This window comes from Streptosporangium sp. G11, from assembly GCF_051192615.1.
Taxonomy (GTDB): Bacteria; Actinomycetota; Actinomycetes; order Streptosporangiales; family Streptosporangiaceae; genus Streptosporangium.
The window spans coordinates 51,471-76,508 of record NZ_JBPJUQ010000040.1; the positions used below are offsets into that span (position 1 = coordinate 51,471).

Genomic DNA, 25,038 nt, shown 5'->3' on the forward strand with positions numbered 1-25,038 from the left:
TGTCCTCGTGCCGGACGTCCGTACGCGGGCGTCCTCGTGCTCGGCCCAAGGGTACCGGCACGGTGCAGGTTCCTGACTTAACGATAGGTAAGCACTTGTGTGAGGGCGTCCGAATGACTTACCTTCCGTTAAGTAAAACGGCTGAGAGGGAGGGAAACCATGCGAATCCTCGTCTCCGGGGCCAGTGTCGCCGGGCCGGTCCTGGCGTACTGGCTGGACCACCACGGCTTCGAGGTCACCGTGGTCGAGCGGGCACCGGCCCTGCGCAAGGCGGGCGGGCACGCGGTCGACCTGTTCAAACCGGCCGTGGAGATCGTGGAGCGGATGGGCCTGCTCCCCGCGATCGAGGAGAGGAAGACGGGCACCCGGCGCGTCACCCTCGTCGGCGCGGGGGGCGGGCGGCCCGTCCGCGTGGACATCGACCGCCTGGTCGTCGCGTTCTCCGACCGGCACGTCGAGATCATGCGCGACGACCTGAGCGAGATCCTCCACGGGGCGACCCGTGACCGGGTGGAGTACGTGTTCGGCGATTCGATCGCGTCCCTCCGGGAGAACGCCGACGGGGTCGACGTCACCTTCGAGACGGGCGCGCCCCGCAGGTTCGACCTGGTGATCGGTGCCGACGGCGTCCACTCGAACGTGCGCGGCCTGACCTTCGGCGAGGAGTCGCGCTTCGCCGAGTTCGTCGGCACCTATCTCGGGGTCTTCTCCCTGCCCGACTACCGGGACCTCGACGCCGAGATGCTCGCGTACGGCGACGTGGGCAGGGGCGTCGCGTTCTACAGCGCAGCGCACCTGGACGAGGCCCGCGCGCTCTTCCTGTTCCGCAGCGAGGAGCTGGACTGCCACCACCGCGACGTCCCGCGCCAGAAGCGGCTGCTGCGGGAGGCGTTCTCCGGGGCGGGCTGGGAGGTGCCGAGACTGCTCGACGAGATGGACCGGAGTTCCGCCTTCTATTTCGACTCCATCACCCAGATCCGCATGGACTCCTGGTCGCGCGGCCGGATCAGCCTGGTCGGCGACGCGGGCTACTCGCCGGGCGCGGCGGTCGGAGGCGGCACCAGCCTCGCGGTGGTCGGCGCCTACGTCCTCGCAGGAGAGCTGGCGGCGGCCGGTGGCGACCACGAGCGTGCCTTTCGCGCGTACGAGAGCGAGCTGGGCGACTACGTGAGATACAGCTGGGCGATGGGGCGCAGGATGGCGAAGAGGCTCGTGTCGGACAGCCGGTTCCAGCTGCGGGCCCTCCTGCTGGGCACGCGGCTGTTCGCCTTCCTGCCCCCCGGTGTGATCCGCGCCCTGGCCGGGCTCCAGCGCACGGGCGTGCGCCTGCACGACACCATCGAGCTCAGGGACTACTCCCGCGGGGAACGGGCCGGGCGTGAGCAGGCGTGAGGCCGGGCGGCTCCGGTCATCCGAACCGCCAGCGTGTCGCCGTCCTGCCGTCCGTGCCGTAACCGAAGGCGCGCGTGGGCTTGACCTGGTAGAAGCCGTACTCGGGTGAGCCGGGGAGGCTGTCCTCGTGGACGGAGCCGTCGCGCACCGCGAGCTCCCACTCGTACTTCGCCCTGAAGGCGGCGGCCACCCGCCGGAGCTCGTCCTCGTCCCGCGCCCGGGTGGCGTTCCCCTCGACCACGAGGTCGAGGGTCTCGTCGGCGACGGTGATGACGCAGTGGGGGTTACCGGCGAGGTTCCTGGCCTTGCGGGACGTCGGGCGGGTGGCGATCCAGGACGCGTCGCCGACCCAGACCAGCAGGATGGGCGCGGCGTGCGCGCGGCCGTCGGGCCACACCGTCGAGAGCCAGGCCTTCGGCGCGGACTCCAGGCACGCCCGCGCCTCGTCCCACGGTTTGATCGTCGCTTCGTCCGTGCTGATCGGTGTCGCGTCGGCGTCGCCGAACAGGAGCTCGGCGACGGGCGTCGTCTCGGTCATCGCGGGTTCCTCATTCTCGGCGTCCTGACTCCTCGTCGGGAGATGATCGATCGGGTGGTGCTCACACCTCGTACTCGTCGTGCAGGCGCCACCACTCGTAGGGTCGGCTCCGCGGCCGGCCTTCAGGGGAGTCCTCCCAGGTCTCCTGCCGGCCGAGCGGCGTGAGGTCGAGGAAGGTCCAGCCGCTGCCGAGCCGCTCGACGCCCCGTCCCGAGGTGAAGTAGGTGCGGTAGACGGTGTCGTCGCCGTCGCCGTCGTCGCCGTCGCGCAGGAAGACGTTCAGCGCGAACCCGTCGCCCGCTCCCATGTCGTCGTTGAAGTCGTTGCCCAGCGAGGAGTACCACGGGATCGTCCAACCCATGCGCTCCCTGAACGGCGTGATCTCCGCCAGCGGGCCGCGGGACACCAGGACCAGGGAGGTGTCGCGCGCGTGGAGATGGCTCAGGTGCCCGATGTTGTCGGTGAACATCGAACACCCCGGGCAGAAGGTGTCGGCGCCCAGCCACATGAAGCTGTAGACGATGAGCTGGCGCCGCCCGTCGAACAGGTCGAGCAGGCTCACCGGCCCGTCCGGGCCCTCGAACACGTATCCCCCGCCGTCCCCGCCGATCCGGACCATCGGCATCCTGCGCCGCTCGGCGGCCAGCGCGTCCAGTGCGCGGGTGTGCTCCTTCTCCTTCACCAGCAGTGCTTCCCGCGCGGCCCGCCAATCCTGGGCCGAGACGACCTGTGGACGGTTCATGACGATGCTCCCTCCAGTGAGTTCCCTCAAGGAACTGGCAGGGGAGACGGTAACAGGGGATCGTTCCCTAAGGGAACCCTCTCGCCTAGACTGCCCTCATGCAGCGAACCCGATTCGGTGACATGGCCTGCTCGATCGCCCGCACGCTGGATGTCATCGGTGAGCCGTGGTCGCCACTGATCCTGCGGAACGTCTATGTCGGCATAGGCCGCTTCGACCAGCTCCAGCAGAGTCTGGACATCTCACGCAAGGTGCTCGCCGAGCGGCTCAAGTGGCTGGTCGAGAACGGTGTGCTGGAGCGGCAGGAGTATTCGAGCCGCCCGCCCCGCCACGAGTACACGCTCACCACCAAGGGCCTGGAGTTGTGCGACCTGCTCCTGGTGATGGTGCGCTGGGGCGACCGGTGGACGGCGGGCGAGGCCGGTCCGCCGGTGCTTTACCGTCACCACGCCTGCGGCGAGATCAGCCATGTCGAACTGCACTGCGCGGTGTGCGACCGGCCGATGCGCGCCACGGACGTCGACGTGCTGCCCGGCCCCGGGGGCGGGTCCCCGCCCGCGCCACACGACCAGGCCCGCACGGACCGGTACGAGCACTCCGAGCCCTGAGACGTGCGCCCGCCACCCGGGCACCGGGTGCGGGCGGGGGACGACCGGTTTTCCGCGCGTGCCGGGTCGCCGCCGGCCCGTGGGCGTCAGTCGTTCTTGAAGGGGTCGTGCTCGGCCAGCAGCTTGTCCAGCCTGGCCTGGTCGACGCGGCTGACGACGGCCGCCTCCTCGTTCCGGTCCCGGACGCACTTGGCGAGCGTGAACGTCGACGTCACCACGTAGAGCAGCCCGATCCCCATGAAGGATCGGACCCAGGAGGTCACGGGCAGGTAGGCGATGCCGATCCCCAGGGCCGCCACCGACAGCCCGAAGGAGAGGACGGCCTGCGCGTAGAAAGCGGTCGTCGTCGTGTTTTTCACCGGTCGTGTCGTCATGCACTCCATCGTCGTGACGATCCGCTCCCGGGGCGTGAGCACCGCTACTTAGTTACCGGTGAGTACGACGGCCGCGACAGCCGGTCCGCGGTCCGGTCCCCGGTTCTCCTCGCGGCCCGTCAGCCGGTCGCGGCGGTCGCGCGGGCGAGGAAGAGGGCCCTCTCGCGCTCGTTGCGGGTGAGCCCCGCGGCCCGTTCGAACTCCTCGCGCGCCTCGTCGAGGCGGCCCAGCTTCACGAGCAGGTCACCCCGTACGGCGGCCAGCAGCGGGTAGTCCCTGAGCGCGCGCTCCGTCACCAGCTCGTCCACGATCTCCAGGCCACGCCCCGGGCCGTACGCCATGCCCACCGCGACCGCGCGGTTCAGCTCCACCACGGGCGAGGGGGCGACATGGGCGAGCACCCGGTAGAGGGCGGCCATCCGCTCCCAGTCCGTGTCGCCGGCGGACAGCGCGCGGGCGTGGCAGGCGGCGATCGCGGCCTGCAGGCCGTACGGGCCCAGCGTGCCGAGCGCCTCGGCGCGAGCGAGCGAGTCCAGCCCGCGGCGGATGAGCAGCCGGTCCCACAGTCCCCGGTCCTGGTCGAGGAGCAGGATGGGCTCGCCGCCGGGGCCCGTCCTGGCGCGCATGCGGGACGCCTGGATCTCCATCAGGGCGACGAGGCCGTGCACCTCGGACTCCTCCGGCATGAGACCCGCCAGGATCCGCCCCAGACGCAGCGCCTCCTCGCAGAGCGAGGGGCGCATCCAGTCGTCACCGGCGGTCGCCGAGTAGCCCTCGTTGAAGATGAGGTAGACGACCTCCAGGACCGACGAGAGCCGGTCACCCAGCTCGGCAGGAGTGGGCATCTCGACCCGTACCCGCTTGTCGGCGAGGGTGCGCTTGGCCCGGAAGATCCGCTGCCCGACGGTCGGCTCGGGCACCAGGAAGGCGCGCGCGATCTCCTCCGTCGTCAGGCCGCCGAGCAGGCGGAGGGTGAGCGCCAGACGCCCTTCCGCGGACAGTACGGGGTGGCAGGCCGTGAAGAGGAGGCGCAGCACGTCGTCGCCGATGTGATCGTCGAGGGCGTCGTCCAGCTCGGCCTCGGCCGACTCCTGGCGGATCTCCATGTCCCGGCCGACCTCTTCGAGTTTCTGCTCGTACCGGTTCCTGCGGCGCAGCAGGTCGATCGCCCGGTGCTTGGCGGTGAGCATGAGCCAGGCGCCGGGATTATCCGGTACGCCGGCCGTGGGCCACTGCTCCAGCGCGATGACCAGGGCGTCCTGCGCCAGCTCCTCGGCCAGGCCGACGTCGTGCACCATCCGGGCGAGCCCCGCGATCACCCTCGCGGACTCGATCCGCCAGACCGCCTCGATGGCCTTGTGAGGATCACCAACCGTCATGCCTCCCGATCCAAGCACGTCGTCCCCGCTCGTGACATCGCCCTTTTCCCGGCTTCCAGGCTTCCCTGGCTCCCCGGTCGGGCGCGGCGACCGGTGCCGGGGAGGGTGCGGGGCGAGATCGGTGAGGAGAGACCGGCGCCCTGGCCGGGATCCTCGCGGGGATCCCGGCCGGGGCGTCGGCGACGGCGGCTTCAGGCGGGGGCGGCGAAGTCCTCGGGGCCGAAGACGCGAAGGAGGTCGCCCTCCCCCTCCCAGCCCTCCCAGTGGTCGCGGTGGATCTTCACGAAGCGGGAGGCCCACTCCACGGCCTCCTCCTTCGACCGGACCTGGTAGATGGCGTAGCTGATCAACTCCTTCGCCTCGGCGAACGGGCCGTCGGTGACGCTCAGCTTGCCCCCGGTGAGCTCGATCCGCGCCCCCTGCGCGCTCGGAGCCAGCCCGCCGGTGTCGAGCAGCACGCCCGCCCTGGTGGCCTCCTCGCCGAGCTTGGCGATGGCCTCCATCAGCTCGGCGGACGGCGGGGTGTCGGGCCGGTTGGTGACCTTGAGGGTGGCCATGTATCGCATCGTGTCTCTCCTTGATCTTGTTTTTTGAACGGTCCGGTCGAGTGGTGGCCGGGATCAGGTGTGCTGGGGCGCGGTGTGCCGGTAGAGGTGGAGCGACAGGGCCGAGAGCCAGGCCCAGATGACCACGATTCCGGTGACGAAGACCAGGTTGGCCCAGACGGCACCCCCGCTGCTCGCCATGGCGGCGAAGGTCACGAGGAACAGCGTGCCGGCGAACCGCGAGAAGACGTCCCACCCTGTACGCCCCTCCGCGGCGAACCGGCGGCCGATGACGAAGCAGGCGACGATCACGCACAGGAAGCCGACGGCGCCGCAGGCGAAGTGGAGCATCCCGTGCCAGCTGACCGGTCCCGGCCCCTCGGGCGTGCCCGCGGGGAAGCCCATCCCCGGGTCCGCCCGGAAGATCCCCGCGCCGACCAGGCTGACACCGTACGCGCCGACGAGCCGGGGAGCCCAGGTCGCGCCGCGCCCGGGGACCAGGGCCCGGCGCAGGCCGACCGCGCAGGCGACGCTCGCCAGCCCGGCGACGACGAGGTTGGCGATCTGGATCCAGCCGAGGTCACCGTTGGCGAGCATGCTCCACGCGTGGCGGGAGAGGTCGAAGCCCTCCCGGGTGAGCGCCTGGGCGAGGGACACCGCGATGTACAGCGGCCCGGCGATCACGCCGTAACCCAGGAGCGACCTGGTGAGGCTCGTCCGCGGGTCGCAGGCCACCGAGTTCGCGGTCCTCGTCGTCTGCTGGGTCATGGCCCTCTCCTCACGCGTCCTGGCCGGTTCCCGTGTTCCTCCCGGCCCTCTGACTACGCTTCGAACGAGCTCGGGCCGATTCGACACGGCGGCCGGATTTCTTTCGAGATTTTTTCCGGACCCGGGTCATCTCAATGCCCCCGAGGCGGCCTCTGCCCTCTTGAGCTGCGAAAACAGAGATTCCGGCCGGGGCGGGCTGAGTGCCGCGAGCCGAGGGAGCCGGGCGGGTGGAGTGGCCGCGAGCCGGGGGAGCCGGGGCGGCCTCGACGCGCCGGAGACGCACGGGGTGGCACGGGGTGGCACGGGGTGGCACGGGGGCGGCGCGGGCGCGAACCGCCCATGGGTCTCGAACTTCGCACCGCCGGGGCGGCGTGGGATGATTTCCCCATCATGCCCGCGACGTCGCCCTTCCGCCTCGCCCGCGCGGCCGCCTTCGCCGCGGTCTGCCTGGGGCTGAGCGTGATGGCGCACGTCCTCGCGGGAGGTTCGGTCTCCGTGCCGACCGCGACCGCCGCCCTGGCTCTCGCCTTCGTCGCGGCCCTCGCCGTCTCGGGGCGCGAGCGGACACTGGCGGTGATCCTGCCGCTTCTGGCGGGCCTGCAGGCCGGGTTGCACGTGTTGTTCTCCCTCGCGCACGCCGCGTCCCCCGCCGAGATGATCGGGCATGTCCACTCGGGGTTGCTGCCCGGCCTGGGCATGCTGGTGGCGCACGGCTGGGCCGTCGGGCTGACCGCTCTGTGGCTGGCGCGCGGCGAGGCGGTGCTCTGGACGCTGCTACGACGGCTCGGTGCCCGGCTGTGCCGCGTGCTGATCGTGGTCGCGACCCCGGCGTACGCCTCCTTCCTCACCGCGAGCGCGGTCGAGCCCGGAGTTCTCCGCTCCGCCGCGCTGCGCCACGTCGTCAGCCGACGCGGCCCTCCCCGGATCGTCACCGTCACCTCCGGCTGACCGCCCAGGTCACCCGGGGGCGTGACTCGTTCCCGAGCCCGCACGTACGTACGCGCGGGCCTGCGCCGATGTGGCCTTCCGGTCGCTCGGCGGACCGAATCAGCGTGACAATCCGGGCCGCGTGTCCGGCATGGCCATATCGAGGCGGCGTTCGGCCGCGGCCTGCCGGTCCGGCCACAAGAAAGGCGTCAACGTGTCTGCTCGTCGTGTCAACCGTGCCGGAACCAGCCGTCGCGAAAGCGGTGGCCATGGAGTCATCCGCGCCGGAATCAGCCGTACCGCTCCCGCCGGACTCCTGATCGCGGCCGTGGTGGCCCTGGGCGGATGTGGCTCCCAGGACACCACCGAACCGGCCGCCGCCCCCAGCGCCGCCGCACCCGCCACCCCCTCCGTCGCCGCCGCTGCCGCCTCCGCTCTGACGATCGCCGATCCGTGGGTGAAGACCACGAAGAAGGGGATGAGCGCCGCCTTCGGCACCCTGGTCAACAACACCGACGCCGAGGTGACGGTCGTCTCCGGCGTCTCGCCGATCTCGCCGGTGATCGAGTTGCACGAGGTCGTCGACTCCAAGGGAAAGATGATCATGCGGCCCAAGGAGGGCGGGTTCGTGATCCCCGCGAGGGGCACCCACCAGCTCCAGCCCGGCGGTGACCACATCATGCTGATGGGCGTCACCGAGGCGGTGAAGCCCGGCGCGCAGATCCCCTTCACCCTGACCCTCAAGGACGGCAAGACCCTGGAGTTCACCGCGGTCGGCAAGGACTTCGCCGGAGGCAAGGAGGACTACCAGCCCGGCATGGACATGGGAGGAGAGAAAGCCGACAAGGGTGACGGCGGCATGGACATGGGCAACGGCTGATCGGGAAGTGGAGTAGATCCCATGCGGGAACCTCGACTCAGCCGCAGAGGGCTGCTCGCGGGAGGCGCCGCCACCGCGGTCGGCGCCCTGGCCGCGTGTGCCCCCGACCAGGCTGTCCCCTCAGTCGCCCCCCAGTCCGATCCCCGGACCGCTCCGGCGGCCTCCCCCGTCTCCGGGGGTTCCGCGACGGAACCCTTCGACGGGGTCCACCAGGCGGGTATCGCGACGGCGCCCCAGACGTACGGGGTGTTCGTCGGCCTGGACCTGCTGCCGGACACCGACCGCGAGGCGCTGGTCCGGATGATGCGGTTGCTCACCGACGACGCCCGGCGGCTGACCCAGGGCAGACCCGCCCTGGCCGACACCGAGCCGGAGCTGGCCGTCCTGCCCGCCCGGCTGACCGTGACCTTCGGGTTCGGCCCCGGCTTCCTCACGGCGGCCGGGCTGGCCGACCGCCGTCCGGAGGCGGCGGCGCCACTGCCCGCCTTCGCCGTCGACAGGCTCAAGAAGGAGTGGAGCGGCGGGGACCTGCTGCTGCAGATCTGCGCCGACGACGCCCTCACCCTGTCCCATGCCCTGCGCATGGTCGTCAAGGACGCCCGCTCCTTTGCGAAGGTCCGCTGGACCCAGCGGGGCTTCCGGCGCGGCGCGGGCACCCAGCCCGCCGGGATGACCCAGCGCAACGTCATGGGCCAGCTCGACGGGACCGTCAACCCCGCACCCGGCTCCCCCGACTTCGACCGGGCCGTGTGGGTGAGCGACGGCCCGGAGTGGCTGCGCGGTGGCACCACGCTGGTGCTGCGGCGCATCCGGGCCGAGATGGAGACCTGGGACGCCGTCGATCGGGTCGCCAAGGAGTTCACCGTGGGCCGGCGCCTGGACAACGGCGCCCCGCTCACCGGACGCGACGAGCATGACAGCGCCGACTTCGAGAAGCTCAACGCGATCGGCTTCCCCGTCATCTCCGAGCAGGCCCATATCCGCCGGGCCCATGTCACCGACCCGAACCTGCGGATCCTGCGCAGGGTCTACAACTACGACGAGGGGCTCACCCCCGACGGGCACGCCGACTCCGGGATACTGTTCGCCTCCTACCAGGCCGACGTCTCCCGGCAGTTCGTCCCGATCCAGCGCAGGCTGGCCGAGGCCGACCTGCTCAACGAGTGGACGACCCCGATCGGCTCGGCCGTCTTCGCCATCCCGCCGGGATGCTCCCCCAACGGCTGGATCGGAGACAGCCTCCTCACCTGACGGGTGCCGCCGTATGTCCGTGACGAGCATGCTCGTCACGGACATACGGCGATCATCCTGTGACCCGCCGATCTCCTCGGAGCCGGAGAGGTCCGGCCACGTGGCCGAAATCGCTACCCTGGCCGGCTCCAACGCGACCACCGGCACCCGGTCAGCCGTTCGGCTGGATGATCGAGAAGCGCCCGCCCTGGGGGTCGCCGAGCAGGGCGGACCGCCCGGCCGGGGTGTCGTGGGGCGACACCGCCACCGTGCCGCCCAGCCGGGTGGCGCGTTCGGCGGTCGCGTCGCAGCCGGACACCGTGAAGACGGCCGTCCAGCGGGGTGGGGTCTCGGCGGGCCACCGCTCGTCCATCCGGGTCAGCCGGCCGGCGGGTGTGCGCCACTCCGTACGGGTGGCGGGGCCGGACACGTGGGTGTCGCCCTCCCCGCCGAGCATCGTCCCGTAGAACGCCCTGGCGCCCTCGACGTCGCGTACGGCCAGCTCGCTCCAGCAGTATGTGCCCGGTTCGCCGACGACCCCGGCGCCGTGGAAGTCCTTGGCCTGCCAGAGCCCGATGAACGCGCCCTGCGGGTCGAACAGCAGCGCGAAGCGGCCCAGGTCCCCGGTGTCCATCGGTCCCATGAACACCTGGCCGCCCGCGCCCCGCGCGATCTCGGCCGTGGCGTCGACGTCGGTGACGCTGACGTAGGTCGTCCAGAAGGCCGGTGTCCCGGGCGGCGCTCCGGCGGTCATCGGCATCAGCGCGGCCACCGGACGGCTCAGGTCGCCGTCCGTCGTCAGGGTGACGTGGCCCGCGACCAGCGGATCGGGGTCGAGGTGCGCGTGCCAGCCGAACAGGCCGGTGTAGAAGGCCGTGGCGGCATCCGGATCGGGCGCGTTGAGGTCTGCCCAGCAGAACGTCCCCGGCTCGTACGAGCTTCTTCCCGGCATGGCCGATTCCCTTCCTCCACGTGCCGCGCTCGCGCGGACCGGAACGACCACTCGGACGCTACTCCGATTCGCGGGCCGCGACCGGCCGTACCGGACCGGTGCCCGGACCGACCCGCTCGGGGCCGTACGCGGCCTTGTCCGGAGGCCGGGCCGTGGCCGGGGGCGAAATCGCTCCGGGTACGCCGCCTCGCGGGATCACGCCTCGCGGTGGGCGGAGAACCACGCCACCCACCGCCGTTGCCAGGGGGTCTCGACCGCGCGGTGGTGATAGTGCTCGCGCGTCCACTCCACGGCCTCCCGAGGGGGCAGGCCGGTGAGGGTGGCCAGGCAGGCCATGACGGTGCCGGTCCTGCCGACCCCGCCGCCGCAGGCGACCTCGACACCGAGCCCCGACCGTGCCTGGTCGTGCAGGTGGACGATGGATCGGGCGGCCGCGTGCCGGTCCAGAGGCAGCAGGAAGTCCGGCCAGCGAATCCATTCGTGCGGCCACGGCAGAGCGCTCTGGTGACGGCGCCGCAGGCGCGCCGAACCGAGATAGAGCGCGAAGTCCGGGGCCGGGCCGGTGGGGGCGGCATTGCGGAGTCCCCGGCCGCGAACCCGCGCACCGTCGGGGAGCTGGACCGCGCCGGTCAGTGATGCCGTCATGGGGTGATTGTCGCGCACCGCCCTCACCGTCACACGCCCACTCACGCACCCGCTCAGAGGCTCGCGCCGCCGCCGAAGTGTCGGTTCGGATCCGCGAAGAGTTCATCGCACCTTTGGCGATCTTTGCCTTTACCTGACAGCCGCCGAGCGGTGATCCTGACAGGTGTCCGTCACCGTCGCACCCCCCTCGCAAGGAGACACCGTGCACATCTCCCAGCGTCCCCGACCCTCCCGGCTGGCATGGCTCACCGTCATACTCGCCGCCATCGTGTCCCTGACCGGCGTGGTCGGCATCACCCCCGCCGACGCATCGGTTTTCAACTCCTGCACCATCTCCCGCTGCTCCGACGCGCGCTCGGCCGACGCGACCTGGGCCTCCAAGGGCTACCCCACCAGCAGCGGCTGGTACGCCTGGTCGGGTGGCAAGTACAACTACACCGGCGGACGGTTCTACAACCGGGAGGGCCAGCTCCCCGCCGGCGCCACCTATTACGAGTACGACGTCTACTCCCGGGCGCGGGGCGCGGCTCGTGACGCCTACCGGATCGTCGTCAACCGCAGCACCGGCGTGACCTGGTTCTCGCCGAACCACTACACCGACTTCTACCGGCTCTAGGGCCTTCCCCGACATCCGTCGCACGTCCGCCGCCGCCATGGCCGACGGTGTCCGCCGGTCCGACGGTGGCGGCCGTCGGTGGGTCGCCGCCGTCCCGACCCGGCAGGCCGAGTACGCGGGGATCGCCGGACGGCGTCTTCGCGCGGGGTGCGGCCGGGCGGACCGGCGGGCGGGGGAGTGGCCGCGGCTCCCCGCCCGTTCCCGGACACCCCGCGGGCCGTTCACGCGTGCCGGTCTTTCCGTACGCGCCATTACATGAGGCTGTAAATGTTGTAAAGAGCGGTCGTTTACGAATATCTGCCCAGAGCTTGACGAAGATATGTTTTGGCATCATGGGATATTTCGCCGCATTGTTAGGCCGTGGCAGGTCCCTGCCGCGAGAGGTACCCCCCGAACAAAGGCAGAGTCTATGTTCAAACGCGCCCTCGCAACCGTCGCCATCTCCATCGCCACGTTAATCGGATTAACGCTGCCCGCCTACGCGGTGACGCTGGAGCAAAAGCTCGCCGCGCTTTCCAGTTTCAGCCAGCCTACGGCAGGCAGCGCCGGCACCTGGGTCGCCGCCTGGCAGAACCAGGCGGCCTGGGCGGACTACAACTTCGATTGGTCGACCGACCTGTGTTCGACCAGCCCCGACCAGCCACTCGGCTTCGACTTCAGAATGCCGTGCCGACGTCACGACTTCGGCTACCGCAACTACAAGGCGGTAAGCCAGTTCCCGGCGAACAAGCCGCGCATCGACGACGCGTTCTACTTCGACATGAGGCAGGTCTGCGCGGGATATTCCGCCATCCCCAGGGGCACCTGCAACAGCCTCGCCTGGACCTACTACCAGGCGGTCAAGGAATTCGGCACCCTCAACGTCACCCAGGCGCAGATCGAGCGGATCCGCCAGACCTCCGAACAGGCCACCCCGAACACAGAGATGTGATCCATCCCGCTTCCCGCAGGTACGGGATTGCTCCCTCTCGCTGATCCGTGGCGGGCCGGTTTCGAACCGGCCCGCCATCCCGCGGTGACCGTGACGATGATCGGAGCCGCTGCGGTGTGCCCGAGGTCGGTGGCCGGTGCGGAACCACGGTCCTGTGCCCGTTGAGGGCCACCCGGTTCCAGGGCCTGTACGGACTTCGAATCTTCAGAAGGGTTGAGTACGCGGATCCACAGGACGGCTCCGCGTACTTGGCTGCCTTCAGCCGTAGTCCGCGTCGTAGTCGTAACCGCCGGCGTCCGTCCCGCTCGTCGTTCAGGCCTTCGCCGGGGCCGCCGTCTTGGGGGTTTTGCTCCTTTTGGCGCAGGCAAATCCCCTGATCTCCATTCCGTACAGGGGGCATGCTTTCGCCGTCCTGCCATCGGGACGTCATCTCTCGCCTCGGGAGGCGCGGCCTCCGGATGGATGACGCCCCGCCCAGCTCACCAGGTCTTGCCGGCCTGCTCTCGAATCGTGCGGTTGATCCGGTTGAAGAAGTTGGTCAGCGCGATCTCCAGGTTGAGCACGGACAACTGCTCGTCGTCGAAGTGGGCGGCGGCGGCGTCCCAGATCTCGTCGGTCACACCCGGCGAGCCGTCCTGGATCCGGGTGGCGGCCTCGGTCAGTGCGAGCGCTGCCCGCTCCGCCTCGGTGAAGAACGGCGTCTCGCGCCAGGCGACCACGTTGTGCAGCCGCTCGTCGGTCTCTCCGTGCTTCTTGGCCGCCGTGACCCCGGCAAGGACACACGGGCTACAGCCGTTGATCTGGCTGGCGCGCAAGTGGACCAGCCCGAGTACGCGCGGGTCGACGCCACCGGCGTGAATCGCCTTGTAGAGGTGCTGGATCGCCGTCGTCACGTCGGCGTTCGCCTGGCTCTTCATGCGTGCTTCCATCGGTCTTGCTCCTTCATCGGTTACCTGTGCCCGTCCGGGCCCGTCATGACCTATGACGAAGCAGATCCGAGGAAGGTAACAACATGTCCGACACCAGCCCGACGGACCCGGTGGGCGAGGCGTTCGAGGCCCAGCGCGACCGGCTGCGCGCGGTCGCCCACCGCATGCTCGGCTCGCACGCCGACGCCGAGGACGTGGTCCAGGAGGCCTGGCTGCGGCTCTCCCGTCAGGACACGGCGACCATCCACAACCTCGCCGGCTGGCTGACCACGGTGGTCGGCCGGATCAGTCTTGACGTCCTGCGATCACGCCAGACCCGCCCCGAGGCGTCCTACGACGACCGGCTGCCCGAACTCGTCGTGACGGTCGACGACAGCCTTGCGCCGGAGGACGACGTGGCGCTCGCAGACTCGGTCGGGCTCGCGCTCCTGGTCGTCCTGGAGTCGCTCGGACCGAGCGAGCGGCTGGCGTTCGTGCTGCACGACCTGTTCGCGGTGCCGTTCGACGAGATCGGCCAGATCCTCGGCAGGTCCACCGACGCCACCAAGATGCTCGCCAGTCGCGCGCGCAGGAAGGTGCAGGCGACCGAGCGGCCGGCGGCCGCCGGACGGGAGCAGCGCGAGGTGATCCAGGCTTTCCTGGCGGCGGCTCGCCGCGGCGACTTCGAGGGGTTGCTGCGCGTGCTCGACCCGGAGGTGAGGCTGACCGTCGACACCTCCGACGGTGTGGTCGTCATCCTCGGCGCCACCAAGGTCGCCACCGGCGCAGCCGCGAGAGTCGCCGCCGGCGCAGCCGCGCGAGGGCGAGCGGTGCTCGTAAACGGCCTTCCCGGGTTCGTCTCCTGGCACGAGAACGGAGCTCCGCTCTCGGTCATGGCGTTCACCGTCGTCGACGGCCGGATCGTCGCCATCGCGACCGTGATCGACCCGGCCAGGCTCGCGTCGACGGACCTGCCGGATCCGGGGTGAGTCACTGCCGAGCATGAGATCGCGGCACCGCAAGCCGCCCGCGCCCTTATCTGTGCGAAGCCATCATGCGGAGCCGAAGCCTTCCCACCCGTTTGAAGATCCGAAGTCCGTACAGGCTCCAGGTGTGCCAGCGCCCTGCCCGGCACTCCACCTCCCGGCCGCGGTGGTGCGGGGCATCATGGCCGGTGCGCGGTGCGCGGTGCGCGGTGCGCGGTGCGCGGTGCGCGGTGCGCGGTGCGCGGTGCGCGGTGCGCGGTGCGGGGACCGAGGGTGACTTTCGCGGGCCGAGGGCGAATCTCGCGAGGTAGGGGCAGGGGTCGAGCGGAGCGTGCCGTACCGCCTTAGGATCGAAATCGAGATCCACTGCCAGGCCATTCGTAGAGAGCGAACCTGACGTGTCTGATCCCCGGACCACCCCCGACTCTCGCCTCGCCCCGCTCTGGCGAATCCTCATCGTGTTCGCCGTCGCCGTCCTGCTCTGGCTGTTCGTCTACCACGGCACCCCGCTCGGCGACGACTACGACCGTTTTACCCATGCCGCCAGGGCCGTCCTCACGACGGTTCTCGTCATCCCCATGGTCGTGGCCGCCCGCCGCCTGCTCGACCGTCGGCCCTGGACCGGCCTCGGGCTGCCCTCCCCGCGCGTCGGCCTGCGGAGCCTGGCGCTCGGGATGGCCTGCTGGCTCATCCCCGCCGCCATCGGGTTCGCGCTCTGTCTCGGCTTCGGCTGGGTCGAGATCGGCCTGCGCACCTCCGCCGCGGACTCCCTCCGGGTGGCGGCGCTCCTGGTCGTGCTCGTCTTCCTGTACGAGGCGCTGCCGGAGGAACTCGTCTTCCGCGGCTATCTGCAGCGCAACCTCGTCACCGTGGTGCCGGCCTGGCAGGCGGTCATCGGGCAGGCCGCACTGTTCACGCTGTTCGGATTCCTCGTCGGAGCCGCCGCCTCCCTCGACAGGCTCCTCGTCTTCTTCGTCTTCGGCCTCATCCTCGGAGGCTTCCGCGTCGCCACCGGCGACATCTGGGCGGGCATCGGCTTCCACCTCGCCTTCCAGACCGTCGCCCAGCTGTTCGACGGCCCGGGGGCCGTCTTCGACGTCACCGGACCCGGCATCCTGAGCATCGTCGCCCTGGGCGGCCTGCCGTTCTCGCTCGGCTGGATGGCCATGGAACGTCTCCACCGGGAACGCCTGAACTGGCGGGCCCTCGAACCGGACCCCGTTCGCTGAGGACGTACCCGGGCGCGGAGGGGATCACAGCCAGTACCACTCGATCTTCGCCTCCGCCCGCCTGCCGGTGAGGAAGGCGGAGAACGCGGCCCGTCCGGCCGCGGCCAGCGTGTCGGGGGAGGGTTCGGTGGGGCGGCGGCGGCGTACGGTCCCGAGGAGGAAGGCGTCGCGATACGGCACCGGCCCGACCGTCACCCCTTCGGCCGCCTCGCGCAGCGGGGCGGGCAACTCGGACGCGACCCGGTCGGCCACGTGGACGGCGAGCTCGCCCGAGGGGGACGCCACCGCCCCGGCGAGCGCCGCGAGGGGATCGTCGTGACCCGCCAGCTCGATCAGCCTCGGCTCGGGCCCGACCGCCCACACGGCCGAGACCTGGTCGAACTCCGCGGCGTGGTCGTCGAAGTAGGCCCTGGCCGACTCGGCCTCCAGGCGTGTCCTGAACCCGCGCATCTTGGCCAGGGAGTACAGGTGGTTGTCATACGCGCCGGGGGTCAGCTGGACCTCCTCCAACCACCGCAGCATGTCGGCGCGGCTGTGCAGGCCGCGCTGCCTGCGGAAGTCGTCGGATGCCCGCTGCAGCTCCTCCTGGGAAGGCTCGGGCTCCTCCCAGCTGGCCAGCGTGAGGACGCAGTAGTCGATGAGGTCGTCGTGCACGGTCCGGTCGCGGTCGGCGAGTGCCCGCAGCGTGAGCAGGGCGGTCTGCACCGACAACTCCTGCCCGTCGACGGCCAGGACCTTGCCCGCGGCCCAGTGGGTGGAGTGGTCGACCGTCCATGGAACCCCGTCCTCGACGGACGCGGTGACGGCGACGGTCCCACCGCCTGGATGGTCGAGGAGCAGGTCGTAGTCGACGACCGGCGAGCCGGGTCGCGCGTCCACGATCAGTTGGGCCCGGCTCGCGGGGCGGGTCGCACGCCACGCGGCGACCGCGCCGTGCGCGGCCGGTACGCCGGTGTGCCTGCGCGACAGCCCGCGCAGGAGTTCGACGGCCTCGGCCAGTGTCTCGGGGAACTCGGGAAATGCGGGAAATGCTGTCACGCCGGGACCACCTGTGGGACGGGACGTTCCTCCGCGGCGAGCCAGTCGGCGATCGCCTCGGAGATGGGCAGGTCGGTGAACTCCTCGATCCATCCCCACTGGCCGGCGGGGTTGAGCTCCAGATACACGTACTCGCCCTTCGGGGTGAGGATGACATCGATGCAGCCGAAGGCCAGATCCAGCGACCTGACCAGCTCGACGCAGCGCCGTTCGATGTCCTCGGGCAGGTCGTGGACGGCGTACTGGGAGAAGTGGCCCTCGTAGTGGCGGTAGTCGTGGCGGGTGGCCCTCGACCCCTGCGAGTGGATCTCCGCGGTGAAGACACGGTCGCCCACGACGGTGATCCGCAGCTCCACGGCCTTGTCGACGTAGGGCTGGAGGATCGCGGGGGCGTGGGTCAGGCGGTGCCGGCTGGTGAGGTGCCGCCGGGTGACCGGGGTCGTGTAGAAGTTGTGGCCCTCGCCGTCCAGCGCGAACTCCACGAACTCGACCTCCTTGGAGATCAGCCGTCCCTCCGCCGCCGTCCAGGCCTCGGCCAGCTCTTCGGGGTCGTTGGTGACGGTCGTCTCCGGCACGGTGAAGCCGAGCCGGGCGGCGGCCGTGAGATTGACCAGTTTGCTCTGGGTGCGGATCACGTCGATGCTGCGCGCCGGGAACCAGCGGGCGTCGAAGGTGTCCTCCCACCCGTTGAGGTAGATCCTCGCCAGCTTCTCTACGTAGCCGCGGTGTGTCGCGTCCTCGACGGTCTCCGCCGGCCGGGGGCGCGAGGGCCTGCGGTTCCAGACGGCGCTGATGGTCGAGCAGTCGTACTCCGTGCCGCCCGAGACCAGTGTGTGCCGCCAGACCCCGTCGACCAGCCGGGAGGTGATCCGGCTCTCGGCGGGGTAGTCGCCCGGATCCCACCAGAACACCTCGAGGCCTCGCTCGACGAGCTTGGGCAGGACCAGGTTGACCGCCAGGTCGTCTTTTCGGCTGAGTACCAGAATCAAGGGATTCTCCACATCGGGAGCGGGCGGCACCCGCACGGCCGGCCGTACGGGTGCCGCCCGGCGTTCTTAGGTCCAGGTGTCGGGCAGCGGGTCTCCCCTCGTCCCGTTACCGAGGGAGGAGGACACCTTGGGGGTCGGAGGGGTCATCGCGTCACGACCTCCGACGACGGCGCCCAGCGCGTCCTCGGGGAGCTCCGCGGCGTCGTCCAGATCATCCAGGCGAACAGTCACTTTTTTTCACCTCTTCTCATCTCGCGTTCCAGTGGCCCTGATCTTTCAAGTGCGATCTTGCAAGTGGGTTGAGGGTGACTTGGATCTTCGCCGGATTCCGGATGCCGGATTCCGGATGCCGGCGTCCCGGTGGCGCGCGTCCCGCCTCTCCCTCGCTTCCGTACGGCGACGGTGAACCAGGTGAAGGAGGAGGACGTCGTAGAGGGCGTGAGGGCTTCTTGGCCCGTACTGGTGGCCGGTGCGATCGTGCCGTCCGGATCCCTTCGAGCTTCGCGGGCTCTTGAAAGACGAATCAGCGCTCAGGACCACCAGGCGTGCGGTCCTGAGCCCGAACGCCGGATCTCGCCCCGCGCGAGCGTCCGGCGAGGCGGCCCCACGCCGATGCGGCGGCGATGGAGACAACGAGCAACACGGCGGTTCCGACGATGTCGAGCACGTAGTGGTTTCCCGTGACGAGCACGTCCGCCACCATGCCGAGCGGGAACAGCCACGACAACAGCGCCGATCGTGGGTGGGAGGAACGGAGCGCGGACCACACGGCGTACGCGCACCACGCCGACCATCCCACGTGCATGCTGGGCATGGCCGAGTAGAGATTCTGGCCGCTCCCGGTCCCTCGTGAGCCATGGCTCCCCAGGATGTCGTGCTCGGCGATGATGTCGACGACACCCGGCAGGGCGAACCGCGGGGGCGACATGGGCAGCGCCCAGAAGACCGGCAGAACGAGGGCGATCATCGCGAGAAGGGTCCGGCGGACTTTGATGTAGACATCGGCGTGCCAGACGAAAACCCATACCAGCACACCGATAAGCACGACGTAGTACAGGCGGTAGTAGTAAACCGCCGGTTGGATCAGGGCCGGATGTTCGACGAGCCATTCGTTCGCCATCTGCTCGACGTTCAGGTGGAGGGCGCGTTCCATTGACTGCAGGGCCAGAGCGTTTGCGGTGGCAGACGCGATGTCCTTACCGGCCGCGGCGTGAAGGCGCGCGAAGAGCAGAAACCCGAGCAGCAGAACAACCACTTCAACGAGTACGGCGGGGCGCCCACGCGAGCCTTCGACAAGCGCGCCCGATCGGGCCCGCTCGACCAGGCGCGAAAATCGGCCGACGGTAACCTCACGCCGCCGATTTTCGCGATCCGGCGGTGGGCTCATGCGGTCACCATAGCTGACCATGATTTGGTGGCGGGCATTTGATTCATCGGTCTCTGGAGCCCGGCAATTTGATGTCGAGCGTCCTTTGTGGAGCGGCGTAATGGCGGAGAGCGGCCCGAAGTCGCGGGCGGCCGGGGCCACGCTCGACGAACAGCTCGCCCTCGTCTGGTCCAACCTGCGGGCGATCCTGGCGTCGGCGGATATGACCGTCGACAACATCGTCCGCCTCACCAGCTACCTGCGTGACGCGTCGTACGCGGAGGCGAACACCACGGCCAGGGTGGCGGCGCTTGGCGGCCGGACCATCCCCACCACCGCGATCGTCGTGCAGACGCTCGCCGCCAACCGGCTCGTGGAGTTGGAGGTCATCGCCGCGGGATAGGCACGGGTCGACCGCGCCCGCCGAGCCGGATGGTCCACCCGTCGACGGAGCCGATCCGCGGGTGCGCCTCGCTCCAGGTTCCGGCAAAGACCAGGCCCCGGGCCGGAGAAATATCTTCGACCCGGGCCTTCAGGCGTGGAGCGGGTGACGGGAGCCGAACCCGCGCCGTCGGCTCGGGAATCGTGTGGATCATGTCCTATGGGGCGCCGACCCGCAGTCGGTGCCGGTTGTGAGTGATCCTGGTCGCCTCTCGTTACCCTGGCTGATGGAACGCCAACGGCTCGGCCGGCCAAGGCCCGCCCCGCGCGGGAAGCGCGGAAATCCCGGCCTCCTCCCTGGGGCTGAAGCCTGAGGCCTCACTGAGAGAGATGACGAAGACCGCCCACACCTTCGGCGACGCCGACGAGGGTGATCTCAGGCAGGCGTGGGCGCGTACGTACCTCGCTGACCTGGAAGAGGAACGATGAGCGACCAGGAGACCATGACCGCGGCGTACATCACGCGGCCCGGCCCGGCGGACGAGATACGGATCGGCAGGTTCCGTGTGCCCGAACTCGGCCCGCCGGAGATTCTGGTGAAGGTGCGGGCGCTCGCCGTCAACCACGTCGACACCTTCGTCCGCTCCGGCGCCTACCGGACGCGTCTGCCGTACCCGTTCATCATCGGCCGCGACCTGGTGGGGACCGTGATCACGGCGGCGCCGGGGTTCGCTCCCGGCGACACGGTGTGGTGCAACAGTCTGGGGTTCGACGGTCGCCAGGGGTCCTTCTCCGATTACGCCGCCGTGCCCGCCGACCGGCTCTACCACCTGCCCGGCGGCGGCGTCGATCCGGAGAACGCGGTCGCCTCCCTGCACACCGCCGCCACCGCGCACATCGGCCTGTTCGAGGAGGCGGGCCTGCGGATCGGGGAGACGATCGTCGTGACCGGCGCGGGCGGCGGGGTCGGCACGGCCGCCGTTCAACTCGCCGTGGCCGCGGGGGCGCGGGTCGTCGCGACCGCGCGCCCGGACGACTTCGACTGGTGCCGGCGGTGCGGCGCCGACGAGGTCGTCGACCACCACGACCCGGATGTGTACGCGGAGATCGCCGAACTCGCTCCCGGCGGGGTGGACGTGTTCTGGGACAACACCGGCCGGCACCACCTGGAGCAGACCGTCCCCCTGCTCGCCCGCGGTGGCCGGATGATCATCCTGGCCGGTCTCGGCGCCACCCCCGTGCTGCCGGTCGGGCAGCTCTACACGCGCAACGCCAGCCTCCGCGGCTTCGCGATCAGCAACGCCACCGTGGCCGAACTCGCCGCGGCGGCCACGGCGATCAACCACCTCCTGGCCCGCGGCACCCTGGTCTCCCGGATCGGGACACGGCTGCCGCTCACCGAGGCCGCCCGGTCCCACCGCCTCCAGGAAGGCACCGAGCCTCACCGCCCCCGCGGACGCATCGTCGTCCTCCCGTGACGCGGCCCGTTTCCCGTGACCCGTTTCCCGCGAGACGCGAGACGCGAGACCCGAGACGGGTCCGGTGGCGGGGGACGGTCGTCGTGAAACGGCGTCCGTCGCCACCAACCGCTGTCCGGGCCGTACGACCGTGCCGAGGCTTCGGCGCGACCCGGTCGTGCGGGGCGATCGCGGCGGCTCGCGACCCACGGTCACCGCCCGAGGAGCGAACCAGCCGGAACTCTTACTTGCATTGCTAAGTTAGCATGTTAAATTAGCGGGGTGGAACGAAACCTGAGCTTCAACCTGCACGTGCTCACCGCCCGCCTGGACCGGGCGGCCGACCGGATCCTGCGGGCGGAGCACAACATCTCCTACAGCCGCTTCCTGGCGCTGACCCTGGTGGGAGAGCTGGGCGCCTCGACGCAACGAGCCCTCGCCGACTCCCTCGGCGTGACCGAGCCCTCGGTGAGCCGCATGACCGGTGTCCTCGCCGCCGAGGGGCTTCTCGACGTCCAGCCCGACCCGGCCGGGGGGCGCCGCCGGCGGCTGAGCCTCACGGACGAGGGAAAGCGGCTGGTGGCGTCGGTCCAGCAGGGGTTCGAGGAGCGGCTGGCCGCGCTCGTCGCACACAGCGGCGTGCCGTACGACGAGTACGTGGAGCACACCACGCGGCTGCTGGCGACGTTCGACCGCCTGGAGCGGGAGGGAGCCAGATGAGCCGGAACATCCAGACCTCGCCGGTGTGCCCGCGCACGGTCTTCTCGGCCGACGGCACGTTGATCGGCTACCGGACGATGGGCGCAGGGCCGGGCCTCGTCGTGCTCGGCGGCGCACTGCGAACCTCGCAGGACTACCTGCCGCTGGCCTCCGCGCTGGCCCGCTCGTTCACGGTGCATCTCGTCGAGCGGCGAGGGCGCGGCGCCAGCGGCCCTCAGGGACCCCGGTACGCCCTGGGGAGGGAAGTGGAAGATCTTCTCGCCGTCCAGGCGGAGACCGGGGCGCGGCTGGCGTTCGGTCACAGCTACGGCGGCCTCGTCATCCTGGAGACCGCACGGTCGTTCCAGATGTTCGACCGCATCGCGGCCTACGAGCCAGGAGTGCCCTGCGACCCTGTCCCCACCGGCTGGATGGCCCCTTACCGGGAACGGCTGGCCGCGGGCGATCCCTACGGCGCGTTCGTTCACTTCATACGAGGCTCGGGTGGCGCGCCGGCCTTTCTGGCCAGGCTGCCGCACTGGTATCTGCGCATGGCGTTGCGCGTCGGCTTCCGGGGGCAGGGCTGGCGGCGGATGCGGCCCCTTCTCCAGGCCAACCTGGCCGAGCACGAGCAGATCGCGGCCCAGCAGGGCAGGCTCGCTGACTTCGCGGCCGTCACCGGCTCGGTGCTGCTCCTTCGCGGGGGCCGCACCGCGCGCGCCGGCAGGGCCGAGTTCGACGCCCTCCGCGACGTCCTTCCCGACGCCACACTCGAAACCCTGGACGGCCTCGACCATTTCGGGCCGGAAGGGAAGACGGCCCCGATCGTGGCCGAGCGGGCCGCGGCCTTCCTCCTTTAGGAGGTCAGCCTTAAGGGTTCAGCCTTCGAAGGTTCGGCCAGGCGGCTCTTTTTGAGGGCTCGGTCAAGTGTTCTTTTCGAAGGTTCGGCCAGGCGGTCTCGCGACCGGTTCGCCCTCAAGCGCGGTGTGCTGCGAGATCACATCGAAGGCGTCGCCTGGCGCGCCCTCGGCCTCCGCGATGCCCGGTCAAGAGCCGCCGCCGCTACCCGTGCGCCGCCAGCCCGTACATCGCCGTGGAGAGCAGGCGTTCGATCAGGTCGGATGGCCCGCCCGCCTGTTCTGGCACGCGTCCGGCACGAAACCTCGATGTCGAGAGACCTTCGCAAGCCTGAAGGACGGCGATTCCGGTCGCACCGAAGCCCTTGGGTGCGTGGTGCCGCTGCCGCGAGCAGAACGGCTTGCGCGGAGTCGTGGTGATGAGCGCCGGGCATGCGCATGAGGAGCTTCATCACCTGGTGGATCGGCTGTCGCCAGACCAGGCGCGTCGGCTCCTGCGCCCGGTCGAGACAGATCCAGAGCCGGCCGAGGCGGCCGAAGAGGAACCGTCTGACCCGGTACGGCGCCGTCGGCCGTCGCTCACCGGGCTGGAGGATTTCGTACGGGCCAACGCACCGAGCGCGAGCAGCAGCAACCCCGCCGAGGCCCATGCGGCCCAGTCTCCCAGGGCGGTGTAGAGGGTGGCCGAGCCCTCCTGAGGCAGCGTGGCCGTGACCGTGGTCATGCCCGTTCTGTCGCTGTAGCGCTCGGCCACGATCCGGCCGCGGTCGTCGCTGACCGTCAGCCGTCCCTCGCGTGCGGCACGGGCCACCGCCAGGCCGTTCTCCACGCCGCGCACCACCGCCATGCGGCTGTGCAGCCACGCGTCCTCGTCGAAGTCCCAGGCCGGCGCGAGCAGGGCGGCGACGCCGGCCTTGCCGTACTCCCTGACCAGGCCGGGGAAGTCGAGGTCCTTGCAGATGATGAGGCCGAGCCGATCGCCGTCGAGGAAGGCCAGGCCGGTGCCCGGCCGGAACTTGCGCTCCACCCCGGGGATCATGTGGTGCTTGTCGTAGCGCGCGCCGGAGGGGTAGCTCACCGCGCTGTTGGTCTCCATGGCGATCCCCGCGACCACCTCCGCACCCGGGCGGGCGAACGGCAGGTCGGCGGTCTTGAAGACCTTCTCGGGCAGCACCACGATCTCCGCGCCGTTGGCCACCGCGGTGTCCACGGCCTCGCCGTACCGGCGGACGAGATCCTCGGGGTTGTCCGTCGCGACCAACGCGACCTTCCGTCCTTCGGTGTCGGCGGGCGTCGCGAGCCGTACGAGACCATGGCCGAGCGTGAGCGCGACCAGCACGCCCGAGACCACCGCCGCGCGTGGCCGCAGGACCGCGATGGAGGCGGGCACGAACAGCAGGAGGAAGGTGACGCCCCAGACCCCGGTGACCGAGGCGGTCTGCAGCACGGGCAGGAAGTCGGCCTGCGTGTACGCCAGGCTCCACCAGGCCCCGTGCGGTCCGGCGAGGTTCATGACGTACTCGGTGGTGACCCAGACGGCCGGCACGGCTGACGCCGCCAGGAGCGGCCTGCCGTGCACGAGCAGGGTGCGAAAGAGCAGCACGCCCAGGCCGTAGCAGAGCGCGGGACCGGCGATGAGGGCCGCGGCCAGCGCGGGCGGCATCTCAAGGGGCCCGGTGAAGTACGGCCACATCTGCGCCTGGCCGGCGAGCCAGACGAGCGTCCCGGCGGCGAAGGCCGTACCCCTGCCCGCCCGGCGAGCCAGGAACAGGACAGGTAGCGGCGCGAGCCAGGTGAGCCACCAGACGGGGTGGAGACCGGTGCCGAAGTGCGTCAGGACGGCGGAGGCGAGGGTGAGGAGGATGCGTTCCATGCCGATGATCGTGCTTTCCCACACCCCGCCGGCGCGTCACTCGCGGGTGTGATCTCCGCTGTCACTCCCACCGGCGACCACCAGCCCGGACTCGTAGGCGAGCACCACGGCCTGGACCCGGTCCCGCAGGTCCAGCTTGGTGAGCATGCGGCTGACGTGCGTCTTGACCGTGTGCTCGGTGACCACGAGCGCGGCGGCGATCTCCGCGTTCGACAGGCCGTGCGCGACCAGCCTCAGCGTCTCGCGCTCGCGTTCGGTCAGTGCGTCCAGCCTGGCCGTCAGCCGGGGGGCGACGCCGTGGGCGGGTCTGCGCACCAGGTCCTCAAGCAGCCTCCTGGTCGCCGCCGGGGCCAGCAGGGCCTCACCCGAGGCGACGGTACGCACGGCGTGAGCCAGCTCGTCGCGCCGGATGTCCTTCAGCAGGAAGCCGCTCGCTCCCGCCCGGACCGCGTCGTAGACGTACTCGTCGAGGTCGAACATGGTCAGCACGAGTACCTTGGCGGCGGTGGTGGCGCAGATCTCCCTGGTCGCCTCGATGCCGTTCTTACCCGGCATGCGCACGTCCATCAGGACCACGTCCGGCTGGAGCCGCCTGGCCGCGGCGATCGCCTCCTCGCCGTCGGCGGCCTCACCGACCACCTCCATGTCCGGCTGCGCCCCCAGGATCAGCCCGAACCCCGCGCGGAAGAGGTCTTGGTCGTCGGCGATGAGCACCCGTAACATGCGGG

Annotated in this window: 28 protein-coding genes; 13 read left to right on the top strand and 15 right to left on the bottom strand. The window is 70.5% G+C overall.

The features are described from left to right. Nucleotides 1–159 precede the first annotated feature (159 nt). Nucleotides 160–1,392 carry an FAD-dependent monooxygenase gene (locus tag ACSDR0_RS30345; protein ID WP_435292320.1) on the top strand — a complete coding sequence of 411 codons (1,233 nt, stop codon included), beginning with the start codon at nucleotides 160–162 and terminating at the stop codon, nucleotides 1,390–1,392. A gap of 16 nt (nucleotides 1,393–1,408) precedes the next feature. On the opposite strand, the gene ACSDR0_RS30350 is transcribed toward ACSDR0_RS30345, so the two are convergent. Together ACSDR0_RS30350 and ACSDR0_RS30355 are read right to left on the bottom strand one after the other, a co-directional pair. Further along, a complete protein-coding gene (locus ACSDR0_RS30350; RefSeq protein WP_435292321.1) occupies nucleotides 1,409–1,930 on the bottom strand; it encodes a pyridoxamine 5'-phosphate oxidase family protein in 522 nt (173 codons plus the stop codon). 61 nt (nucleotides 1,931–1,991) lie between these two features. Next, the gene (locus tag ACSDR0_RS30355) at nucleotides 1,992–2,672 is read right to left on the bottom strand and encodes a DUF899 domain-containing protein (protein WP_435292322.1); all 681 of its coding nucleotides are present in this window, start codon (nucleotides 2,670–2,672) and stop codon (nucleotides 1,992–1,994) included. A gap of 98 nt (nucleotides 2,673–2,770) precedes the next feature. On the opposite strand from ACSDR0_RS30355, the gene ACSDR0_RS30360 reads away from it, so the two are divergent. Then, a complete protein-coding gene (locus ACSDR0_RS30360) occupies nucleotides 2,771–3,280 on the top strand; it encodes a winged helix-turn-helix transcriptional regulator (RefSeq protein ID WP_435292323.1) in 510 nt (169 codons plus the stop codon). 86 nt (nucleotides 3,281–3,366) lie between these two features. On the opposite strand, the gene ACSDR0_RS30365 is transcribed toward ACSDR0_RS30360, so the two are convergent. The 4 genes from ACSDR0_RS30365 to ACSDR0_RS30380 all read right to left on the bottom strand — a co-directional run bounded on the left by ACSDR0_RS30365 (nucleotide 3,367) and on the right by ACSDR0_RS30380 (nucleotide 6,346). Further along, nucleotides 3,367–3,654 carry a YiaA/YiaB family inner membrane protein gene (locus ACSDR0_RS30365; protein ID WP_435292324.1) on the bottom strand — a complete coding sequence of 96 codons (288 nt, stop codon included), beginning with the start codon at nucleotides 3,652–3,654 and terminating at the stop codon, nucleotides 3,367–3,369. 119 nt (nucleotides 3,655–3,773) lie between these two features. After that, nucleotides 3,774–5,033 carry an RNA polymerase sigma factor gene (locus ACSDR0_RS30370; RefSeq protein WP_435292325.1) on the bottom strand — a complete coding sequence of 420 codons (1,260 nt, stop codon included), beginning with the start codon at nucleotides 5,031–5,033 and terminating at the stop codon, nucleotides 3,774–3,776. 191 nt (nucleotides 5,034–5,224) lie between these two features. Then, nucleotides 5,225–5,599, bottom strand: a complete 375-nt coding sequence (locus ACSDR0_RS30375) for a YciI family protein (RefSeq protein ID WP_435292326.1) — start codon at nucleotides 5,597–5,599, stop codon at nucleotides 5,225–5,227. A gap of 54 nt (nucleotides 5,600–5,653) precedes the next feature. Then, nucleotides 5,654–6,346 (bottom strand): DUF998 domain-containing protein, encoded by a 693-nt coding sequence (locus tag ACSDR0_RS30380; protein ID WP_435292327.1) that lies wholly within the window; start codon nucleotides 6,344–6,346, stop codon nucleotides 5,654–5,656. A 339-nt stretch (nucleotides 6,347–6,685) separates the two neighbouring features. Here ACSDR0_RS30380 and ACSDR0_RS30385 point away from each other — a divergent pair, with 339 nt between their 5' ends. From ACSDR0_RS30385 to ACSDR0_RS30395, 3 genes are all read left to right on the top strand, one after another. Further along, the gene (locus tag ACSDR0_RS30385) at nucleotides 6,686–7,294 is read left to right on the top strand and encodes an MFS transporter (RefSeq protein ID WP_435292328.1); all 609 of its coding nucleotides are present in this window, start codon (nucleotides 6,686–6,688) and stop codon (nucleotides 7,292–7,294) included. 193 nt (nucleotides 7,295–7,487) lie between these two features. Then, nucleotides 7,488–8,153 carry a copper chaperone PCu(A)C gene (locus ACSDR0_RS30390; RefSeq protein WP_435292329.1) on the top strand — a complete coding sequence of 222 codons (666 nt, stop codon included), beginning with the start codon at nucleotides 7,488–7,490 and terminating at the stop codon, nucleotides 8,151–8,153. 21 nt (nucleotides 8,154–8,174) lie between these two features. After that, complete coding sequence (locus ACSDR0_RS30395; protein ID WP_435292330.1) at nucleotides 8,175–9,404, top strand: Dyp-type peroxidase; 1,230 nt, start codon at nucleotides 8,175–8,177, stop codon at nucleotides 9,402–9,404. 151 nt (nucleotides 9,405–9,555) lie between these two features. On the opposite strand, the gene ACSDR0_RS30400 is transcribed toward ACSDR0_RS30395, so the two are convergent. Beyond that, nucleotides 9,556–10,335 carry a VOC family protein gene (locus ACSDR0_RS30400; protein ID WP_435292331.1) on the bottom strand — a complete coding sequence of 260 codons (780 nt, stop codon included), beginning with the start codon at nucleotides 10,333–10,335 and terminating at the stop codon, nucleotides 9,556–9,558. 195 nt (nucleotides 10,336–10,530) lie between these two features. After that, nucleotides 10,531–10,980: a phosphatase domain-containing protein gene (locus ACSDR0_RS30405; RefSeq protein ID WP_435292332.1), complete on the bottom strand. Its 450-nt coding sequence runs from the start codon at nucleotides 10,978–10,980 to the stop codon at nucleotides 10,531–10,533. 202 nt (nucleotides 10,981–11,182) lie between these two features. Here ACSDR0_RS30405 and ACSDR0_RS30410 point away from each other — a divergent pair, with 202 nt between their 5' ends. After that, the gene (locus ACSDR0_RS30410; RefSeq protein WP_435292333.1) at nucleotides 11,183–11,596 is read left to right on the top strand and encodes a ribonuclease domain-containing protein; all 414 of its coding nucleotides are present in this window, start codon (nucleotides 11,183–11,185) and stop codon (nucleotides 11,594–11,596) included. A gap of 409 nt (nucleotides 11,597–12,005) precedes the next feature. Beyond that, complete coding sequence (locus tag ACSDR0_RS30415) at nucleotides 12,006–12,527, top strand: phospholipase (RefSeq protein ID WP_435292334.1); 522 nt, start codon at nucleotides 12,006–12,008, stop codon at nucleotides 12,525–12,527. A 479-nt stretch (nucleotides 12,528–13,006) separates the two neighbouring features. Here the strand turns inward: ACSDR0_RS30415 and ACSDR0_RS30420 are convergent, their stop codons facing one another. After that, nucleotides 13,007–13,456, bottom strand: a complete 450-nt coding sequence (locus ACSDR0_RS30420) for a carboxymuconolactone decarboxylase family protein (protein WP_435292335.1) — start codon at nucleotides 13,454–13,456, stop codon at nucleotides 13,007–13,009. A gap of 83 nt (nucleotides 13,457–13,539) precedes the next feature. On the opposite strand from ACSDR0_RS30420, the gene ACSDR0_RS30425 reads away from it, so the two are divergent. Next, a complete protein-coding gene (locus tag ACSDR0_RS30425; RefSeq protein WP_435292336.1) occupies nucleotides 13,540–14,424 on the top strand; it encodes a sigma-70 family RNA polymerase sigma factor in 885 nt (294 codons plus the stop codon). 395 nt (nucleotides 14,425–14,819) lie between these two features. After that, complete coding sequence (locus tag ACSDR0_RS30430; protein ID WP_435292337.1) at nucleotides 14,820–15,650, top strand: CPBP family intramembrane glutamic endopeptidase; 831 nt, start codon at nucleotides 14,820–14,822, stop codon at nucleotides 15,648–15,650. 24 nt (nucleotides 15,651–15,674) lie between these two features. Here ACSDR0_RS30430 and ACSDR0_RS30435 read toward each other — a convergent pair whose 3' ends face one another. From ACSDR0_RS30435 to ACSDR0_RS30450, 4 genes are all read right to left on the bottom strand, one after another. Next, nucleotides 15,675–16,688: a TIGR04500 family putative peptide maturation system protein gene (locus ACSDR0_RS30435; RefSeq protein WP_435292338.1), complete on the bottom strand. Its 1,014-nt coding sequence runs from the start codon at nucleotides 16,686–16,688 to the stop codon at nucleotides 15,675–15,677. Then, nucleotides 16,685–17,677, bottom strand: coding sequence for an MvdC/MvdD family ATP grasp protein (locus tag ACSDR0_RS30440; protein WP_435292339.1), 993 nt, complete (start codon nucleotides 17,675–17,677; stop codon nucleotides 16,685–16,687). Before ACSDR0_RS30440 ends, ACSDR0_RS30435 begins: the two co-directional genes overlap by 4 nt. A 66-nt stretch (nucleotides 17,678–17,743) precedes the next feature. Next, the gene (locus tag ACSDR0_RS30445) at nucleotides 17,744–17,908 is read right to left on the bottom strand and encodes a hypothetical protein (protein WP_435292340.1); all 165 of its coding nucleotides are present in this window, start codon (nucleotides 17,906–17,908) and stop codon (nucleotides 17,744–17,746) included. A gap of 292 nt (nucleotides 17,909–18,200) precedes the next feature. Further along, nucleotides 18,201–19,064, bottom strand: a complete 864-nt coding sequence (locus ACSDR0_RS30450) for a phosphatase PAP2 family protein (RefSeq protein ID WP_435292341.1) — start codon at nucleotides 19,062–19,064, stop codon at nucleotides 18,201–18,203. 100 nt (nucleotides 19,065–19,164) lie between these two features. Between ACSDR0_RS30450 and ACSDR0_RS30455 the strand changes: the two genes are divergently transcribed. From ACSDR0_RS30455 to ACSDR0_RS30470, 4 genes are all read left to right on the top strand, one after another. Beyond that, nucleotides 19,165–19,446 carry a RidA family protein gene (locus ACSDR0_RS30455; protein WP_435292342.1) on the top strand — a complete coding sequence of 94 codons (282 nt, stop codon included), beginning with the start codon at nucleotides 19,165–19,167 and terminating at the stop codon, nucleotides 19,444–19,446. A 463-nt stretch (nucleotides 19,447–19,909) separates the two neighbouring features. Beyond that, entirely contained in the window at nucleotides 19,910–20,902 is a 993-nt protein-coding gene (locus tag ACSDR0_RS30460) for a zinc-binding dehydrogenase (RefSeq protein WP_435292343.1), read from the top strand. Between the two features lie 261 nt (nucleotides 20,903–21,163). Next, nucleotides 21,164–21,601: a MarR family winged helix-turn-helix transcriptional regulator gene (locus ACSDR0_RS30465; RefSeq protein ID WP_435292344.1), complete on the top strand. Its 438-nt coding sequence runs from the start codon at nucleotides 21,164–21,166 to the stop codon at nucleotides 21,599–21,601. Further along, nucleotides 21,598–22,440 carry an alpha/beta fold hydrolase gene (locus tag ACSDR0_RS30470; RefSeq protein ID WP_435292345.1) on the top strand — a complete coding sequence of 281 codons (843 nt, stop codon included), beginning with the start codon at nucleotides 21,598–21,600 and terminating at the stop codon, nucleotides 22,438–22,440. Before ACSDR0_RS30465 ends, ACSDR0_RS30470 begins: the two co-directional genes overlap by 4 nt. 448 nt (nucleotides 22,441–22,888) lie before the next feature. On the opposite strand, the gene ACSDR0_RS30475 is transcribed toward ACSDR0_RS30470, so the two are convergent. Further along, nucleotides 22,889–24,310, bottom strand: coding sequence for a nitrilase-related carbon-nitrogen hydrolase (locus ACSDR0_RS30475; RefSeq protein WP_435292346.1), 1,422 nt, complete (start codon nucleotides 24,308–24,310; stop codon nucleotides 22,889–22,891). Nucleotides 24,311–24,346: 36 nt separating this feature from the next. Further along, a complete protein-coding gene (locus ACSDR0_RS30480; RefSeq protein WP_435292347.1) occupies nucleotides 24,347–25,033 on the bottom strand; it encodes a response regulator in 687 nt (228 codons plus the stop codon). Nucleotides 25,034–25,038: the final 5 nt, after the last annotated feature.

What these genes read in the sequence shown, in the direction of transcription:
- ACSDR0_RS30375 (WP_435292326.1), bottom strand. Translation starts at nt 5,599, where the DNA reads ATGCGATACATGGCCACCCTCAAGGTCACCAACCGGCCCGACACCCCG.
- ACSDR0_RS30380 (WP_435292327.1), bottom strand. Translation starts at nt 6,346, where the DNA reads ATGACCCAGCAGACGACGAGGACCGCGAACTCGGTGGCCTGCGACCCG.
- ACSDR0_RS30460 (WP_435292343.1), top strand. Translation starts at nt 19,910, where the DNA reads ATGAGCGACCAGGAGACCATGACCGCGGCGTACATCACGCGGCCCGGC.
- ACSDR0_RS30415 (WP_435292334.1), top strand. Translation starts at nt 12,006, where the DNA reads ATGTTCAAACGCGCCCTCGCAACCGTCGCCATCTCCATCGCCACGTTA.
- ACSDR0_RS30370 (WP_435292325.1), bottom strand. Translation starts at nt 5,033, where the DNA reads ATGACGGTTGGTGATCCTCACAAGGCCATCGAGGCGGTCTGGCGGATC.
- ACSDR0_RS30395 (WP_435292330.1), top strand. Translation starts at nt 8,175, where the DNA reads ATGCGGGAACCTCGACTCAGCCGCAGAGGGCTGCTCGCGGGAGGCGCC.
- ACSDR0_RS30475 (WP_435292346.1), bottom strand. Translation starts at nt 24,310, where the DNA reads ATGGAACGCATCCTCCTCACCCTCGCCTCCGCCGTCCTGACGCACTTC.
- ACSDR0_RS30345 (WP_435292320.1), top strand. Translation starts at nt 160, where the DNA reads ATGCGAATCCTCGTCTCCGGGGCCAGTGTCGCCGGGCCGGTCCTGGCG.
- ACSDR0_RS30420 (WP_435292335.1), bottom strand. Translation starts at nt 13,456, where the DNA reads ATGGAAGCACGCATGAAGAGCCAGGCGAACGCCGACGTGACGACGGCG.
- ACSDR0_RS30365 (WP_435292324.1), bottom strand. Translation starts at nt 3,654, where the DNA reads ATGACGACACGACCGGTGAAAAACACGACGACGACCGCTTTCTACGCG.
- ACSDR0_RS30355 (WP_435292322.1), bottom strand. Translation starts at nt 2,672, where the DNA reads ATGAACCGTCCACAGGTCGTCTCGGCCCAGGATTGGCGGGCCGCGCGG.
- ACSDR0_RS30400 (WP_435292331.1), bottom strand. Translation starts at nt 10,335, where the DNA reads ATGCCGGGAAGAAGCTCGTACGAGCCGGGGACGTTCTGCTGGGCAGAC.
- ACSDR0_RS30385 (WP_435292328.1), top strand. Translation starts at nt 6,686, where the DNA reads ATGGGTCTCGAACTTCGCACCGCCGGGGCGGCGTGGGATGATTTCCCC.
- ACSDR0_RS30425 (WP_435292336.1), top strand. Translation starts at nt 13,540, where the DNA reads ATGTCCGACACCAGCCCGACGGACCCGGTGGGCGAGGCGTTCGAGGCC.
- ACSDR0_RS30455 (WP_435292342.1), top strand. Translation starts at nt 19,165, where the DNA reads ATGGCGGAGAGCGGCCCGAAGTCGCGGGCGGCCGGGGCCACGCTCGAC.
- ACSDR0_RS30360 (WP_435292323.1), top strand. Translation starts at nt 2,771, where the DNA reads ATGCAGCGAACCCGATTCGGTGACATGGCCTGCTCGATCGCCCGCACG.
- ACSDR0_RS30470 (WP_435292345.1), top strand. Translation starts at nt 21,598, where the DNA reads ATGAGCCGGAACATCCAGACCTCGCCGGTGTGCCCGCGCACGGTCTTC.
- ACSDR0_RS30405 (WP_435292332.1), bottom strand. Translation starts at nt 10,980, where the DNA reads ATGACGGCATCACTGACCGGCGCGGTCCAGCTCCCCGACGGTGCGCGG.
- ACSDR0_RS30450 (WP_435292341.1), bottom strand. Translation starts at nt 19,064, where the DNA reads ATGAGCCCACCGCCGGATCGCGAAAATCGGCGGCGTGAGGTTACCGTC.
- ACSDR0_RS30350 (WP_435292321.1), bottom strand. Translation starts at nt 1,930, where the DNA reads ATGACCGAGACGACGCCCGTCGCCGAGCTCCTGTTCGGCGACGCCGAC.
- ACSDR0_RS30480 (WP_435292347.1), bottom strand. Translation starts at nt 25,033, where the DNA reads ATGTTACGGGTGCTCATCGCCGACGACCAAGACCTCTTCCGCGCGGGG.